The sequence below is a fragment of the Kitasatospora sp. NPDC059462 genome, from assembly GCF_042749955.1.
In the GTDB taxonomy this organism is placed as follows: Bacteria; Actinomycetota; Actinomycetes; order Streptomycetales; family Streptomycetaceae; genus Kitasatospora.
In genome coordinates this window covers 14170-29320 of record NZ_JBHYUU010000104.1, presented here as the reverse complement: position 1 = coordinate 29320, position 15151 = coordinate 14170, and the positions used below count along the sequence as shown (strand labels likewise).

17 protein-coding genes are annotated in these 15151 nt (G+C 75.4%); 16 read left to right on the top strand and 1 reads right to left on the bottom strand.

The annotated features are described in order from the left end of the window. Positions 1-83 precede the first annotated feature (83 nt). The 15 genes from ACFXAM_RS24215 to ACFXAM_RS24145 all read left to right on the top strand — a co-directional run bounded on the left by ACFXAM_RS24215 (position 84) and on the right by ACFXAM_RS24145 (position 13370). Entirely contained in the window at positions 84-449 is a 366-nt protein-coding gene (locus tag ACFXAM_RS24215) for an FKBP-type peptidyl-prolyl cis-trans isomerase (protein WP_344321862.1), read from the top strand. Positions 450-617: 168 nt separating this feature from the next. Continuing rightward, entirely contained in the window at positions 618-1598 is a 981-nt protein-coding gene (locus tag ACFXAM_RS24210) for a helix-turn-helix transcriptional regulator (protein WP_380294325.1), read from the top strand. Then, positions 1595-2551, top strand: a complete 957-nt coding sequence (locus tag ACFXAM_RS24205) for a helix-turn-helix transcriptional regulator (RefSeq protein WP_380294324.1) — start codon at positions 1595-1597, stop codon at positions 2549-2551. Before ACFXAM_RS24210 ends, ACFXAM_RS24205 begins: the two co-directional genes overlap by 4 nt. Positions 2552-2578: 27 nt before the next feature. Further along, on the top strand, positions 2579-2785 hold the full coding sequence (locus tag ACFXAM_RS24200) for a hypothetical protein (protein WP_380294323.1): 207 nt from the start codon (positions 2579-2581) through the stop codon (positions 2783-2785). Between the two features lie 36 nt (positions 2786-2821). Next, positions 2822-3001: a hypothetical protein gene (locus ACFXAM_RS24195; RefSeq protein ID WP_380294322.1), complete on the top strand. Its 180-nt coding sequence runs from the start codon at positions 2822-2824 to the stop codon at positions 2999-3001. A gap of 206 nt (positions 3002-3207) precedes the next feature. Next, positions 3208-3504, top strand: a complete 297-nt coding sequence (tatA, locus tag ACFXAM_RS24190; protein WP_380294321.1) for a Sec-independent protein translocase subunit TatA — start codon at positions 3208-3210, stop codon at positions 3502-3504. A gap of 121 nt (positions 3505-3625) precedes the next feature. Next, complete coding sequence (tatC, locus tag ACFXAM_RS24185) at positions 3626-4516, top strand: twin-arginine translocase subunit TatC (protein ID WP_380294330.1); 891 nt, start codon at positions 3626-3628, stop codon at positions 4514-4516. A 132-nt stretch (positions 4517-4648) separates the two neighbouring features. Continuing rightward, the gene (locus ACFXAM_RS24180; RefSeq protein ID WP_380294320.1) at positions 4649-5833 is read left to right on the top strand and encodes an NAD(P)/FAD-dependent oxidoreductase; all 1185 of its coding nucleotides are present in this window, start codon (positions 4649-4651) and stop codon (positions 5831-5833) included. 102 nt (positions 5834-5935) lie between these two features. Further along, on the top strand, positions 5936-6256 hold the full coding sequence (locus ACFXAM_RS24175) for a (2Fe-2S)-binding protein (protein ID WP_380294319.1): 321 nt from the start codon (positions 5936-5938) through the stop codon (positions 6254-6256). Then, positions 6237-7673 (top strand): FAD-dependent oxidoreductase, encoded by a 1437-nt coding sequence (locus tag ACFXAM_RS24170; protein WP_380294318.1) that lies wholly within the window; start codon positions 6237-6239, stop codon positions 7671-7673. Before ACFXAM_RS24175 ends, ACFXAM_RS24170 begins: the two co-directional genes overlap by 20 nt. A 194-nt stretch (positions 7674-7867) precedes the next feature. Then, positions 7868-8731: a dihydrodipicolinate synthase family protein gene (locus ACFXAM_RS24165; RefSeq protein WP_380294329.1), complete on the top strand. Its 864-nt coding sequence runs from the start codon at positions 7868-7870 to the stop codon at positions 8729-8731. Positions 8732-8861: 130 nt separating this feature from the next. Beyond that, positions 8862-9866 carry a proline racemase family protein gene (locus ACFXAM_RS24160; protein WP_380294317.1) on the top strand — a complete coding sequence of 335 codons (1005 nt, stop codon included), beginning with the start codon at positions 8862-8864 and terminating at the stop codon, positions 9864-9866. A gap of 83 nt (positions 9867-9949) precedes the next feature. Further along, on the top strand, positions 9950-11314 hold the full coding sequence (locus tag ACFXAM_RS24155; protein ID WP_380294316.1) for an aldehyde dehydrogenase family protein: 1365 nt from the start codon (positions 9950-9952) through the stop codon (positions 11312-11314). Continuing rightward, positions 11314-12375: a proline racemase family protein gene (locus ACFXAM_RS24150; RefSeq protein ID WP_380294315.1), complete on the top strand. Its 1062-nt coding sequence runs from the start codon at positions 11314-11316 to the stop codon at positions 12373-12375. Before ACFXAM_RS24155 ends, ACFXAM_RS24150 begins: the two co-directional genes overlap by 1 nt. 80 nt (positions 12376-12455) lie before the next feature. Further along, positions 12456-13370 carry an ornithine cyclodeaminase family protein gene (locus ACFXAM_RS24145; RefSeq protein WP_380294328.1) on the top strand — a complete coding sequence of 305 codons (915 nt, stop codon included), beginning with the start codon at positions 12456-12458 and terminating at the stop codon, positions 13368-13370. A gap of 209 nt (positions 13371-13579) precedes the next feature. On the opposite strand, the gene ACFXAM_RS24140 is transcribed toward ACFXAM_RS24145, so the two are convergent. Continuing rightward, complete coding sequence (locus tag ACFXAM_RS24140; protein WP_380294314.1) at positions 13580-14158, bottom strand: TetR/AcrR family transcriptional regulator; 579 nt, start codon at positions 14156-14158, stop codon at positions 13580-13582. 107 nt (positions 14159-14265) lie between these two features. Between ACFXAM_RS24140 and ACFXAM_RS24135 the strand changes: the two genes are divergently transcribed. Beyond that, entirely contained in the window at positions 14266-15150 is an 885-nt protein-coding gene (locus ACFXAM_RS24135) for an NAD(P)-dependent oxidoreductase (RefSeq protein WP_380294313.1), read from the top strand. Position 15151: the final 1 nt, after the last annotated feature.

Here is a 15151-nt window from a genome sequence, read left to right as displayed (position 1 = left end):
CCCGTACCGTGGTCCGGGAACGGACCGGGTGCGGGCGCCCGCCGCTTGGTCATGGAACGAACCAACCGTGAGATGAGGCACTAGTGAGCAAGCCCGAGATCGACTTCCCGGTCGGCGACCCGCCGGCCGAGCTGAAGATCCGCGACATCACCGTCGGCACCGGCGAGGAGGCCAAGCCCGGCCAGGTCGTCGAGGTCCACTACGTCGGCGTGACCTACGCGACCGGCGAGGAGTTCGACGCCAGCTGGAACCGCGGTTCCACCTTCAAGTTCCCGCTCGGCGGCGGCCGGGTCATCAAGGGCTGGGACCAGGGCGTCGCCGGCATGAAGGTCGGCGGCCGCCGCGAGCTGGTCATCCCGCCGCACCTGGCCTACGGCAACCAGTCGCCGAGCCCGCTCATCCCGGCGGGCTCGACCCTGATCTTCGTGGTCGACCTGATCTCCGTCTGAGGACGCTGATCGCCAGGGCCGCACCCCGACCCCGGGGTGCGGCCCCACGTGTTCCCGGACTCGGCTTTTGCAGTGCGTACCGCTACCGGTACGGTCGGTCCCGCCGGGTCCACGACGCCCCGGCGGGCGCAACCCCGCGCGCTGCGCGGCACACCGGAAGGGTCAGCGATGGCGATCGCCAAGGCAGAGCGGCTGATGAATCTCGCCCTGTGCCTGATGAACACCAGACGTCCGCTCTCCAAGAAGGAGCTGCGGGAGTCCATCGAGGCCTACCGCGAAGCCTGGCAGAACAGCAGCGAGGAAGCCTTCAACCGGATGTTCGAGCGGGACAAGGACGACCTGCGCGAACTCGGACTGGTCATCGACGTCGACGAGAACGCCCTCGACGGCGAACTCGGCTACCTCGCCCGCGCCGACCGCAACCGCCTGCCGGAGATCGCCCTCGACGCCGAGGAGGCCGCCGCGCTCACCCTCGCCGCCCGGGTCTGGCAGCAGGCCAAGATGAGCGGCGCCGCCAGCGGCGCGCTCCAGAAGCTGCGCGCCGCCGGCATCCCCTTCACCGAGACCGAGCGCCGCCCCGCCCTCGAACCGCGCATCCCGGCGCGCGAGGCCGCCTTCGAACCGCTGCTCACCGCCGCCCGCGACCGCCGCCCGGTCACCTTCGAGTACCGCAAGGCCGGCGCCGCCGCCGCCGAGCAGCGCAGTGTCGAACCCTGGGCCCTGGAGTGCTGGCGCGGCCACTGGTACCTGGCCGGCTGGGACCGCGACCGCGAGGACGCCCGGGTGTTCCGGCTCAGCCGGATCACCGGCAAGGTCAGGGCCCGCTCCGGCGCCTTCCTGGGCACCGTGCCCGAGCACGTCGACGTCCGCGCCACGGTCGCCAAGTTCGCCGGCGAGGGCGCCACCGCGACCGCCGTGGTCCGGGTCCGCCGCGGCACGGGCTTCCCGCTGCGCACCAAGGCGGTCACCACCCGGCGGGCCGACGACAGCTGGGACGAGCTGGAGATCCCGTACGGCAACGGGCTCGGCGCCGACCTCGCCGAGTTCGGGCCGGACGTGCTGGTGGTCGGCCCCGAGGAGCTGCGGGCCGACGTCATCGACCGGCTGCGCGCGGTGGCCGGCAGTGTGGTGGAGGGTGTGCGGGCATGAGCAACGCGATCGACCAGACCCGGCGGATGCTCTCGCTGGTCACCTATCTGCGCGAGCGCCCCGGCGCCGAGGTGGCCGAGGTGGCCCGCGCCTTCGGCATCAGCGAGCGCGAACTGATCGGCGACCTCAACGTCCTGCCGATGTGCGGCACCAGCTTCCGCGGCGGCGACCTGCTCGACATCGACACCGACGGCGAGCGGATCTGGTGGCACAACGTCGACGACGTCGCCCAGCCGCTGCGGCTGGCCGCCGACGAGGCGACCGCGCTGCTCGTCGCCGCCCGCGCGGTGGCCGGCCTGCCCGGCCTGCGGGCCGGCGACCGCGAGGCGCTCACCCGGGCCGTCGCCAAGATCGAGAACGCGGCGGGGGAGAGCGCCGAGGGCAGCGCCCGGGTCGGCGTCACCTTCGAGGCCGAGAGCCACGTCTTCGCGGACATCGACCGTGCCCTCAGCGAGGGGCGCCGGCTCTGGCTGCGCTACTACTCGCACGGCCGCGGCGGCATGACCGAGCGCGAGGTCGACCCGATCCGGCTGCTCACCGAGGGGCACACCTATCTGGAGGCCTGGTGCCGGACCTCCGAGGACCACCGGATGTTCCGGCTCGACCGGGTCGCCGAGATCAGGGTCCTGGACGTCCCCGCCGACCCGCCCAAGCGCGAGCCGCGCGACCTCTCCGGCGGGCTGGTCAACCCCTCCGCCGACGATCCCGAGGTCGTCGTCGAGGTCTCCTCCGGCGGGCGCTGGGTCGCCGAGTACTACACCCACGACCGGGCCGAGGAACTGCCCGACGGCGGACTGCGGATCACCCTGCGCAGCGCCGACCCCTCGCAGCTGCGCCCGCTGGCGCTGCGGCTGGGCCGCGACGGGCGGATCGTCTCCCCGCCGGAGCTGGCCGGGCAGGCGCGGGCGGCGGCGCTGGAGGCGCTGGCGCACTACGGGGAGGGGCTGGTCTGAGCCGTGGAGCCCGGTACCAGATTCAAGGTGTACTGCTCGGAGTGCCGGGAGAAGGTGGAGCTGCCGGTCGAGGCGTTCCGCCTGACGTTCGGCCGCACGGCGGCGCAGGCGCACTACAGCTTCGGGTGCCCGCTGTGCGGGGCGGCGGTGCGCAAGCCCGCCGGGGAGAAGATCGTCGCGGCGCTGACCGGGGCCGGGGTGCGGACCATGCGGCTGGTGCCCGCCGAGGGGTGAGCGGGGGGCCGGCGCCGAGGGCCTAAGGTGGGGGACATGTCCTGGATGCTCGTCGCCGCCGTCCTCCTCGCCACCGCCGGCCTGCTGGTGCTCGGCGTCCTCGCGGTCCGGCTCTGGCTGGACGTGCGGGCGCTGGCGAAGGGCGTGGACGCCGCCTCCCGGGCGCTGGCCGAGGCGGCCGGGGACCTCGCGGCCTCGGCGGTGGGCCGCTCCTGACCGGGCGGACCCTGCGGGAACGCGGAACGGGGGTACCGGGGACTGCTGCTCGGGGGCAGGGGCGCGTTACGCTCTCAGTTGGCTCCTGAGCGCGAACGGGGGCCGCTGTCCTGTTCGGGCGGCCGTCGTCAGGGCGTCATCCGCAGCGGTTACCATCCCCGCAGCGGGCGGCCGGTCGGTGCCGCCGAGACTGAAGGTGGTCGAGCATGCGGGTCTCGTTCACCGCGATCCTCCTGGTCGCGGTCATTGCCATTGTCCTCTTCGGCGCCAAGCGGCTGCCGGAGCTGGCGCGTTCGCTCGGCCAGTCGGCACGGATCCTCAAGAGCGAAACGAAGGCGATGCGCACCGACGGTGCCGCCGACACCCCGGCCCCGCCCGCCCCGGCGGCGGCCGACGGCGCTGCGGCGAGGACCATCCAGTCCGCCCCGGGCGCGTCCGCGACCGCCCGTCCGGTGGCCGAGCAGCCCACCGGGCAGTCCGCTCCGGACGGCGGGGCGCGCTGAGCGCGCGGCACGCGCGACCACTGGAGGCCCGTCGACCGGCGGGCCTCGACGCACGAGTTGAGGACCGGGGTTGAGCAAGCTCACCAAGGCGTCGAGGACGCCCAAGGATCCCGAGGGACGGATGGCCCTCGCCGACCACCTGCGGGAACTGCGGAACCGCGTGGTCAAGTCGGTCCTGGCGATCGTGGTGTTCACGATCATCGCGCTGATCTTCCACAAGCAGATCGAGACGCTGCTGCTCAAGCCGATCCAGCGGTGTACACCGGAGTTCCTCGCGGCGCCCACGGGCCGCTGTGCGGAGGTCTCGACCATCGGTCTGACCGCGGGTTTCAACTGGATGCTCAAGGTCGCCCTGACGGCCGGTGTGGTCGCCACGGTCCCGGTCTGGCTGTACCAGCTGTGGGCGTTCGTGGCGCCGGGCCTGCACAAGCACGAGCGCAAGTACACGGTCATCTTCATGGCCTGCGGCGCGCCGCTGTTCCTGGCCGGTGTGGGGCTGGCCGTCACGCTGCTGCCGCTGACCGTCGACGTGCTGCTCTCGTTCACGCCGGAGGACACCACACCGATCCTGCCGCCCGCGGACTACTTCGACATCGCCACCCGGCTGGTGCTGGTCTTCGGTCTGGCCTTCGAGTTCCCGCTGCTGCTGATCATGCTGAACATGACCGGCATCGTCAGCGGCAAGCGGCTGCTGCGCTGGTGGCGCGGCATGGTGATGGGCATCACCGTGTTCGCCGCCTTCGCGACGCCCAGCGCCGACCCGCTGAGCATGCTGGCGCTGGCCGCGCCGATCTGGGCGCTGTACTTCATCGCGGTCGGGGTGGCGATGCTGAACGACCGGCGCAAGGCCCGGCGCAACCCGGACCTCGCGCTGAGCGACGAGGAGGCCTCGCACGTCGACCTCGCGGTGGCGCCGGTCGCCGAGGCCGAGGCGATCGAGGCGTCGAGCACGCCGAGCGCCTCCGGTCAGGTGCCGGCCGCCCGCCACGAGCAGATGGACGACATCACCTGAGCCGGCCGACGAGCTGAACCCGCGAGCCCCGGCCCGCCGCTTCCGAGCGGCGGGCCGGGGCTTTTCGGTGCCTTTCGTCCGTTCCGGGCGGGCGGTCTTGGCAGTATCGATGGCATGTGACATATTACTGATGTGTCCCACTCCCAGAGACTCCCCGACGTCGTGGTGGTCGGTGCCGGCGTCGTCGGCGCCGCCTGCGCGTACTACGCCGCCCGGGCCGGCCTCGCCGTCGACGTCGTCGACCGCGGTCCGGTCGCCGGTGGCACCACCGGCGCCGGCGAGGGCAACCTGCTGGTCTCCGACAAGGAGCCCGGCCCCGAGCTCGACCTCGCCCTGTACTCGGCCGGCCTGTGGCGCGAACTCTCCGACGAGTTCGGCGCCGCCGTCGAGTACGAGGCGAAGGGCGGCCTGGTGGTCGCCGGCACCCCCGCCCGCCAGGAGGCGCTGCGCGCCTTCGCGGCCGGGCAGCGGACGGTCGGCGTCGTCGCCGAGGAGATCCCCGGCGAGCGGCTGGCCGAGCTGGAGCCGCACCTCGCGCCCGGCCTGGCCGGCGGCTTCCACTACCCCCAGGACTCCCAGGTCCAGCCCGCGCTGGCCGCGGCCCACCTGCTGCGCGCCGCCCGCCGGGCCGGGGCCCGGCTGCACACCGGCGAGGCCGTGCGGGCCGTGCGGCTCGGGGCCGACGGCGCCGTGCGCGGCGTCGAGACCGAGCGGCGACGGCTGGACGCGGCCGCCGTGGTCAACGCCGCCGGCACCTGGGGCGGTGAGCTGGCCGCGCTGGCCGGCGTCCACCTCCCGGTGCTGCCGCGGCGCGGGTTCGTGCTGGTCACCGAGCCGCTGCCGCGGATCGTGCGGCACAAGGTGTACGCCGCCGACTACGTGGCCGATGTCGCCAGCGGCTCCGCCGCGCTGCAGACCTCGGCCGTGGTCGAGGGCACGCCCGGCGGGCCGGTGCTGATCGGCGCCAGCCGCGAGCGGGTCGGCTTCGACCGGACGCTCTCGGTGGAGGTGGTGCACCGGCTGGCCGCCCAGGCGGCCGCGCTCTTCCCGGTGCTGGCCGGGATGAGCGTGATGCGCGCCTACCGGGGCTTCCGCCCCTACCTGCCGGACCACCTGCCCGCGATCGGCGCCGACCCCCGGGTGCCCGGGCTGTACCACGCCTGCGGCCACGAGGGCGCGGGCATCGGCCTGGCCCCGGCCACCGGGCTGCTGATCGCCCAGCAGCTCACCGGCAAGGAGCCCGACCTGGCCCTCGCGCCGTTCCGGGCCGACCGCTTCCCGGCCGAGGACGAGGACGACGCCGGGGCCGACGCCTGAGCCTCCCGCCGAGGACGACGGCCGACGACGACGGCCGAGACCCTCCGGCCGAGGCCGACAACCCCACGATCGGCTCATGAGCTGAACGGAGAACCCCCACCCATGCGCCGTAGCCGCACCCCCGCGGAGCTGGTCCGGGCCGAACCCGGGCCCGCGCACACCATCGACTTCGACGGCCGGCCCGTGCCCGCGCTGCCCGGGCAGACCGTCGCCGCCGCCCTGTGGGCCGACGGCGTGCTGGCCTGGCGCACCACCCGGGTCGGCGGCAGGCCGCGCGGGGCGTTCTGCGGCATCGGCGCCTGCTTCGACTGCCTGGCCACCGTCGACGGGCGGCCCAACCAGCGCACCTGCCTGGTGCCGGCCGAGCCCGGCACCACCGTCACCACCCAGGAGGGCCACGGCCGTGCCGACCTCGACGTCTGAGCCCCTGCCCGGCGGTCCGCGCCCCTACGACCTCGCGGTGATCGGTGCCGGCCCGGCCGGCCTCGCCGCCGTCGTGACCGCCGCCGACCTCGGGCTGCGCTGCGCCCTGGTCGACGCCGGCCGGAGCACCGGCGGACAGTACTACCGCCACCCCGCCCCCGGCCTCGGCGCCGCCCGCCCCGACCGGCTGCACCACGGCTGGTCCGTCTACACCGGCCTCGCCGACCGGCTCGCCGCCCACCGCGCGGCCGGCCGCGTCGAGCTGCTGGCCGGCCACCAGGTGTGGGCGCTGGAGCGCGCCGGGGAGCGCGACTGGCGACTGCACGCCACCACCGGCCCGGACGCCGACGACCGGGCCACCGTCCGGTCCGCCGCCGTCCTGCTCGCCACCGGCGCGTACGAGCGGCAGCTGCCCTTCCCCGGCTGGACGCTGCCCGGGGTGGTCACCGCCGGCGGCGCGCAGGCCATGCTCAAGGCCGGCCTGGTGCTGCCCGGCCGGCGGATCGTGGTGGCCGGGAGCGGCCCGCTGCTGCTCGCGGCGGCCTCCTCCCTGGTCACCGCCGGCGCCGAGGTCCCCGCGGTGGTGGAGGCCACCGCGTACCTCGGCTACGCCCGGCGCCCCGGCGTGCTGGCCGCCGTTCCGGCCAAGCTGGTCGAGGGCGCCGGGCACGGCTCCGCGCTGCTGCGCCACGGGGTGCGGCTGCGCCCGCGCAGCGCGGTCGTGGAGGCGCACGGAACGGACCGGGTCACCGCCGTCACGGTGGCCCGGTTGGACGCCGCCTGGCGTCCGGTACCGGGAAGTGGGCGGCGGATCGAGTGCGACGCGCTCGCCGTCGGTCACGGCCTGGTCCCGCAGATCGAGCTGGCCACCGAGTTGGGCGCGGCCACCCGCACCACGCCCGACGGGACGGCCGCACTCGCGGTCGACGCCCGCCTGCGGACCACCGTCCGCGGGCTCTGGGCGGCCGGCGAGACCTGTGGGGTCGGCGGCGCCGACCTGGCGATCACCGAGGGCGAGCTGGCCGCGCACGCGGTGGCCGGCCGGCCGGTGCGCACCGCGCTGCTGCGCCGGCGCTCCCGGCTGCGGGCCTTCGCCGAGCTGATGGCCGCCGCCCACCGGCCCGGCCCGGGCTGGACCGAGTGGCTGCGGGAGGACACCGACGTCTGCCGCTGCGAGGAGGTCCCGGCCGGGCGGATCCGCGAGGCGGTGGACGAGCTGGGCGCGGGCGACGCGCGCACCGTCAAGCTGCTGACCCGGGCCGGAATGGGCTGGTGCCAGGGCCGGATGTGCGGTCCCGCGGTGGCCTGCCTGGCGGGCGGCGGCGCCGTCCCGGAGGAGTCCCGCGCGGACAGCAGGCCGTTCTCCTGCCCCGTTCCGCTCGGGCAGCTCGCGGCCGAGCAGGACCGCGAGGACTGAGAGCCCCGGGCGGGCCCGGTCGCGCGAGGACCGGGCCCGCCCGGCCCGCCGGCGCGGCCCGCCGGGTCTGTCCGAAATCGTCCGGCGGGGACTCTTGTCTCCGCCGCGCGCTCCCTAATAAAATGTCACACCTCACCAAGGAGTCACCTGTGTCCCAGACCCCGCACGACACCACCCGGCCCTGGCGCGGCATCATGGTCGCCACCACGCTCCCGCTGCGCCCGGACCTCTCCGTCGACTACGACGCCTACGCCGAGCACGTCCGCTGGCTGATCGAGTCGGGCTGCGACGGCGTCGTCCCCAACGGCTCGCTCGGCGAGTACCAGACCCTCACCCCCGAGGAGCGGGCCAAGGTCGTCGAGGTCGCCGTCGAGGCGGCCGGCGACGGCTCCCGGGTGATGCCCGGCGTCGCCGCCTACGGCAGCGCCGAGTCCCGCCGCTGGGCCGAGCAGGCCGCCGAGGCCGGCGCCGGCTCCGTCCTGCTGCTGCCGCCGAACGCCTACCGCGCCGACCGGGACGCCGTCCGCGGCCACTACGCCGAGGTCGCCAAGGCCGGCGTGCCGATCGTCGCCTACAACAACCCGATCGACACCAAGGTCGACCTCGTCCCGTCGCTGCTCGCCGAGCTGCACGGCGAGGGCTCGATCGTGGCGGTCAAGGAGTTCACCGGCGACGTCCGCCGCGCGTACGAGATCGCCGAGCTGGCCCCCGGCCTCGACCTGCTGATCGGCGCCGACGACGTGCTGCTGGAGCTGGCCCTGGCCGGCGCCGTCGGCTGGATCGCCGGCTACCCGAACGCGCTGCCCGAGGCGAGCGTCGCGCTGTACAAGGCCGCCGTCGCCCACGACCTGGGCACCGCGCTGCCGCTGTACAAGGCGCTGCACCAGCTGCTGCGCTGGGACTCCAAGACCGAGTTCGTCCAGGCGATCAAGCTCTCCATGGACATCGCCGGCCGCCCCGGCGGTCCGACCCGGGCCCCGCGCCTGCCGCTGACCCCGGAGATCGAGGCGGCCGTCCGCGCGGCCACCGAGAAGGCGCTGGCCGAGGGCCTGGCCTGACCCGTACGACGTGGTTCCGGTGTCCGGACCGGCCGGCTGCGGCGGCAGCCGGCCCCACCGGACACCCGCCCACCGGGGCACGGACCCGTCCACCCCACCCTCACCCCACCACCCCACGGAGCGTCAGCAGATGCGCAGCCGTCACGTCTTCCACGCCGTCGACTCGCACACCGAGGGCATGCCCACCCGGGTCGTCACCGGCGGCTTCGGCGTCATCCCCGGCGCCACCATGGCCGAGCGCCGGGTGCACTTCCAGCAGCACCTGGACGACTTCCGGACGCTGCTGATGTACGAGCCCCGCGGCCACGCCGCGATGAGCGGCGCCATCCTGCAGCCGCCGACCCGGCCGGACGCCGACTGGGGCGTGCTCTACATCGAGGTCTCCGGCCTGCTGCCGATGTGCGGCCACGGCACCATCGGCGTGGCCACCGTGCTGGTGGAGACCGGCATGGTGCCGGTCGTCGAGCCGGTCACCACCGTCCGGCTGGACACCCCGGCCGGTCTGGTGGTCGCGGACGTCGCGGTGGAGAACGGCGCGGCCAAGGCGGTCACCATCCGCAACGTGCCGTCCTACTCCGAGGCGCTGGAGCGCAAGATCGAGGTCCCCGGCCACGGCACGGTGACCTACGACCTCGCCTACGGCGGCAACTTCTACGCGATCCTGCCGCTCGCCGAGTTCGGCCTGCCGTTCGAGCGGGAGCGCAAGCAGGACATCCTGGACGCCGGCCTGGCCCTGATGGAGGCCATCAACGCCGGCCCGGACCGCCCGGTGCACCCGCAGGACCCGTCCATCCACAGCTGCCACCACGTCCAGCTGCTCGCCCCCGGCTCCACCGCCGAGCACTCCCGGCACGCGATGGCCATCCACCCCGGCTGGTTCGACCGCTCGCCCTGCGGCACCGGCACCTCGGCCCGGATGGCCCAGCTGCACGCGCGCGGCGAGCTGCCGCTCGACCGGGACTTCCGCAACGACTCCTTCATCGGGACCACCTTCATCGGCCGCCTGGTCGAGGAGACCGAGGTGGCCGGGCGCCCCGCGGTGGTGCCGACCGTCACCGGACGGGCCTGGGTCACCGGCACCGCCCAGTACTTCCTCGACCCCGCCGACCCGTTCCCGGCCGGCTTCCTGCTCTGACCCCGTCGCGTCCGTCCCTCCCCCCTGCTCCCGCCCCCCGTTCCCGTCCCGACCCCGTCGAATCCCCCGAAGGGCTCACCGAAGTGACGATCCGTTCGTACAACCCCGCCGACCCCGCGGACCTCGTCGCCGAGGCGCCCCGCCCCGGCACCGAAGCCGTCGAGGCCGCCGTCGCCCGCGCCCGGGCCGCGCAGCCCGGCTGGCTCGCCGCCGGCGCCGGCGCACGCTCCGCCGCGCTCACCCGGATCGCCGAGGCGATCGAGGCGCACGCCGAGGAGCTGGCCGAGCTGGTCGTGCGCGAGGTCGGCAAGCCGATCGCCGAGGCGCGCGGCGAGGTCGCCCGCACCGTCGCGATCTGGCGCTACTACGCCCAGGCGCCGTTCGCGGCCACCGGCGAGGTGCACGAGACCGCCGGCGGCCCCGGCCTGCTGCTCACCCGCCGCCGCCCGTACGGGGTCGCCGGGCTGATCACGCCGTGGAACTTCCCGCTGGCGATCCCCTGCTGGAAGACCGCCCCGGCGCTGGCCGTCGGCAACAGCGTCGTCCTCAAGCCCTCCTCGGAGGCGATCGGCTGCGCGCTGCGGCTGGCCGAGCTGATCGCCGGGGCCGGGCTGCCCGAGGGCGTCCTCACCGTGCTGCCCGGCGGCGGCGCCGAGGGCGGCACCCTGGTCGCCGCGGCCGACGTGGTCTCCTTCACCGGCTCCACCGGGGTCGGCCGGCAGGTCGTGCGCACCGCCACCGAGCGCGGCATCCCCGTGCAGGCCGAACTCGGCGGGCTGAACGCCGCGCTCGTCCTGCCGGACGCCGACTTCGACCAGGCCGCCGCCCACGTCGCCGCGGCGATCGCCGGCTACGCGGGGCAGAAGTGCACCGCCACCAGCCGGGTCATCGCGGTCGGCGCGGCCTACGAGCCGCTGCGCGCCGCGCTGGTCAAGGCGCTCGGCGAGGTCGACGACACCGCCTGCGGCCCGGTCATCAGCGCGGCCTCCCGGGACGAGATCACCGCGGCCGTCGCCTCCGCCCGGGAAGCCGGCGCCGAGGTGCTGGCCGGCGGCGGCGTGCCCGAGCGGGACGGCTGGTTCCTGGACCCGACCCTGGTCACCGGGGTGCCGGACGACCACCCGCTGCGCCGCGAGGAGTTCTTCGGCCCGATCGCCGTGCTGCACGCCGCGGCCGATCTCGACGAGGCGATCGCGCTCGCCAACGACACCCCGTACACGCTGGCGGCCTCGGTGCACACCCGGAACCTGGACGCGGCGCTGGCCGTCGCCGACCGGCTGGACGCGGGCATGATCCGGGTCAACGCGCCGTCCAGCGGCGTCGACTTCCACCTGCCGTTCGGCGGCGCCAAGGGCGCCAGCCACGGCGCCCGCGAGCAGGGGCAGGCGGCGCTGGACTTCTACACCCAGGGCCGCACCGTCACCCTGCTGCCGGCCGGGGGTGCCTGATGACGGCGCAACCCGCCGCCGCTGCCGAGGCCCTGCACATCGACACCGTCGACTACCACACCGCCGGGGAGCCGTTCCGGATCGTCGTCGCCGGAGCACCGGTGATCCCCGGTGACAGCGTCGCCGAGCGCCGCGCCATCGCGATCGGCTCCGGCGGCACCGCGACCGCGCCCCGGCCGAGCGCGCTGGACGACGTCCGGCAGCTGCTCACCCGCGAGCCGCGCGGCCACGCCGGGATGTACGGCGGCTTCCTGGTGCCCGCGGACGACGACGAGGCCGACCTCGGCGTGCTGTTCTGGCACAAGGACGGCTACTCGACCGCCTGCGGCCACGGCACCATCGCGCTCGGCGCCTGGGCGGTCGACTCCGGACTGGTCGCGGCGCCCGACTACGGCGTCGCCCGGGTGCGGATCGACGTGCCGTCCGGCCGGGTCACCGCGCTGGTCCACCGGGCCGCCGGGCGGACCACCGGGGTGACGTTCCGCAACGTGCCCTCCTGGGTGAGCGAGCTGAAGCTGCCGGTGGAGACCTCCCGGGGCACCGTCGAGGTGGCCGTCGCGCACTCCGGCGCCTGCTACGCCTCGGTGCCGGCCGCCGCGCTCGGCCTCTCGGTGAGCCTCGGGCAGCTGCCCGAACTCACCGCGATCGGCCGGGAGATCCGGGCCGCCCTGGCCGGTTCCCCGGCGGTGCGCCACCCGGTGGACCCGCGCCTCTCGGGCGTCTACGGGGTCATCCTGCACGAGGAACTCCCCGCGGAGGACGGCGGGGTGAACCAGCGCAACGTCACCGTCTTCGCGGACGGCCAGATCGACCGCTCGCCCTGCGGCTCCGGCACCTCGGCCCGGCTGGCGGTCCTGGCCGCCGAGGGCCGGCTCGCGCCCGGCCAGGAGCTGCGCCACGAGTCGATCGTCGGGACCGTCTTCGGCGGGCGGGTGCTGGCCGGCGGCGACCCGTGGGGCGACGGCGTGGTCACCGAGGTGACCGGCACCGCGCACCGCACCGGCGAGCACCGCTTCGTGCTCGACCCGCAGGACACCCTGGGCACGGGGTTCCTGCTGTGAGCGGGGGAACGGGGACGGCGCCGGCCGCCGTGTCACCCCCGGACGCGCCCGGCGCGGCGGCTGAGCCGCTCCAGCCCGCCGTGCCGGGCCCGGCGGAGGTCCTCGCCGCGGCCCCCGTCTGGCTGACGCCCGCCGAGGCGGCCGGGGCGATCGAACAGGTGCTGCGCGACGGGCTGGACCCGGAGGCCGCGCCGGCCCGCTCGGCCGTGCCGGTGCCCGCCGGGGAACTGCTGATGATGCCGGCCGCCTCCGCCCGGTACACCGGGGTGAAGATCGCCGGGGTCGCCCCCGCCAACCCGGCCGTCGGGCTGCCCCGGATCACCGGCAGCTACCTGCTGCTCGACGGTCCGACCCTGCAGCCGCTCGCCCTGCTCGACGGCATCGCGCTCACCTCGCTGCGCACCCCCGCGGTCACCGCCGTCGCGCTGGACCGGCTGGCGGTGCCGCGGGCCGGGCACCTGGTGCTGTTCGGCGCCGGCCCGCAGGCCTACGGCCACCTGGACGCGCTGCTCGCCGTCCGCCCGCTGACCCGGGTGACCGTGGTCGCCCGCAGCGAGCAGCCCGCCGAGGCGCTGGCCCGGTACGCCCGGGCGCGCGGGGTGGCGGCCGTCGTCGGCACCCCGGCCGACGTGGCCGACGCCGACCTGGTGGTCTGCTGCACCACCGCGCGCACCCCGCTGTTCGACGGCGCGCTCGTCCCGGACCACGCGGCGGTGGCGGCGGTCGGCTCGCACGAGGTGGACGCGCGGGAGGTGGACGAGGTGCTGGTCGCCCGGTCCGCGCTCTACGTGGAGGCCCGCTCGGTGGCGCTGCGGGAGGCCGGCGACCTGCTGATGGCGGGCATCACCGGCGCCGACACCCTGTGGAACCTGGCCGAGCTGGTGAACGGCACGGCTCCGGTGCCGGCCCACCGGCCGCGCTTCTTCAAGAGTGTCGGAATGGCCTGGGAGGACCTCGCGGTCGCGGCGGAGGCGTACCGCCGCGAGGCGGGCTGAGTCTCCGGCCGGCACGGGGCCCGCTGTGGGGCCCGACGCACGGTGGAACGGCGCCTCGGCGCTGCGCCGGCCCACCGCCCCCGGACCCATTGCCCTGGACGGGGGGTGGTCGTCGACGTGACCGGCCGGACGAGCGGCCGACGTGGTGGGACGGGATCCCCCGCCACGTCGGCCGCTTCTTCGTGTTTCCGGGCCGCCGCGGTCGCGCTCTACCGGTAGGTGTCGATCAGGCGGGCCAGATGACGGCCGGTGAGGTGGAGCGGTTCCTCGCTGCGGTCGACCTGGGCGGCGAGTTCGGCGCCCTCCAGGGTGTTGATGACGGTGGCGGCGAGCTCGCGGGCGTCGGTGAGGGCGATGCCCGCGCCGTGCAGCTTCTCCTCGACGATCGCGCGCCAGTGCGCGAAGGCCTCGGTGACGGCCTGTTCGATGACCGGGGCCCGGCCGACCGTCTCCAGGGCGGTGGTGGTGATCGGGCAGCCGTCCTGCCAGTCGGAGGCGCGCAGCGCCTCGGCGAGCAGGCGGGTGCAGGCGACGACCGCCTCGGCCGGGTCGGCGGTGCTGTCCAGCCCCTCGCGCAGCAGGTCGGCGAACTCCTGGTCGCCGTGGCGGATCGCCGCGGCGGCCAGTTCCTGCTTCCCGCCCGGGAAGAAGTGGTAGACGGAGCCGAGGGTCGCCTGCGCCTCGCGGGAGATCTGCTTGATGCCGGTGCCCTCGAACCCCTGGCGCTGGAGCAGCCGGGAGGTGGCCCGGACGATCCGCTCGCGGGTGCCGGTGGTGGTCGTGTTCACGGGGGGAGTCTAACCGGTGGATTGAATAGAGCGTTCGTTCCAGTGCTGTGCTAGCGTCAGCTCCTGGATAGAGCGTTCGTTCTAGTTATCTTCCGGAGGGGACCCCCATGTCCGTCACGCCGCAGCGGCACAGCAAGCCGTCCGTCACCCTGATCGGCCTCGGCCCGATGGGCCGGGCCATGGTCGGCGCCTACCTGGACGCCGGGTACGCCGTCACGCTCTGGAACCGGACCGCCGGGCGGGCGGCCGACCTGGTCGAGCGCGGCGCCGTGCTCGCGCCGAGCGCGGCCGAGGCGTTCGCCGCCAACGAGCTGGTCGTGCTCAGCCTCACCGACTACGACGCGGTGTTCGCCGTGCTCGCCGCCGCCGAAGCGGAGCTGGCCGGCCGGACCGTCGTCAACCTCAGCTCCGACACCCCCGAGCGGGCCCGGGAGGCCGCCCGGTGGCTGGCCGAGCGCGGCGCCGGCCACCTCACCGGCGGCGTGCAGGTGCCGCCGTCCGGCATCGGCCGGCCCGAGTCGTCCACCTTCTACAGCGGTCCGGCCGAGCTGTTCGGGCGCCACCGCTCCGCCCTGGAGGTGCTGACCGGCGCCGACCACCGGGGTGACGACCCGGGCCTCGCCCAGCTGTACTACCAGATCCAGATGGACCTCTTCTGGACCTCGCTGGCCGGCTACCTGCACGCCACCGCCGTCGCCGAGGCCAACGGCATCCCGGCGGACGCGTTCCTGCCGTACGCCACCTCGACCGCCGCCTCGATGCCGGGCTTCCTCGCCTTCTACGCGCCCCGGATCGCCGCCGGCAACCACGAGGGCGACGTCGACCGCCTCGCCATGGCCCTCGCCAGCATCGAGCACGTCCGGCACACGGTGGAGGCCTCCGGGGTGGACGGCTCGCTGCCGCGGCTGATCGCCGACACCTTCCGGCGGGGCGTCGAGGCCGGGCACGGGGCGTCCAGCACGACCAGCCTGATCGGGCTGCTCCGGGAGTGAG

Bases quoted from the DNA above. Each gene is read 5' to 3' on its own strand.
- ACFXAM_RS24210 (WP_380294325.1), top strand. From the start codon at position 618: ATGGCGATCGCCAAGGCAGAGCGGCTGATGAATCTCGCCCTGTGCCTG.
- ACFXAM_RS24205 (WP_380294324.1), top strand. From the start codon at position 1,595: ATGAGCAACGCGATCGACCAGACCCGGCGGATGCTCTCGCTGGTCACC.
- ACFXAM_RS24195 (WP_380294322.1), top strand. From the start codon at position 2,822: ATGTCCTGGATGCTCGTCGCCGCCGTCCTCCTCGCCACCGCCGGCCTG.
- tatA (WP_380294321.1), top strand. From the start codon at position 3,208: ATGCGGGTCTCGTTCACCGCGATCCTCCTGGTCGCGGTCATTGCCATT.
- tatC (WP_380294330.1), top strand. From the start codon at position 3,626: ATGGCCCTCGCCGACCACCTGCGGGAACTGCGGAACCGCGTGGTCAAG.
- ACFXAM_RS24175 (WP_380294319.1), top strand. From the start codon at position 5,936: ATGCGCCGTAGCCGCACCCCCGCGGAGCTGGTCCGGGCCGAACCCGGG.
- ACFXAM_RS24165 (WP_380294329.1), top strand. From the start codon at position 7,868: ATGGTCGCCACCACGCTCCCGCTGCGCCCGGACCTCTCCGTCGACTAC.
- ACFXAM_RS24160 (WP_380294317.1), top strand. From the start codon at position 8,862: ATGCGCAGCCGTCACGTCTTCCACGCCGTCGACTCGCACACCGAGGGC.
- ACFXAM_RS24150 (WP_380294315.1), top strand. From the start codon at position 11,314: ATGACGGCGCAACCCGCCGCCGCTGCCGAGGCCCTGCACATCGACACC.
- ACFXAM_RS24135 (WP_380294313.1), top strand. From the start codon at position 14,266: ATGTCCGTCACGCCGCAGCGGCACAGCAAGCCGTCCGTCACCCTGATC.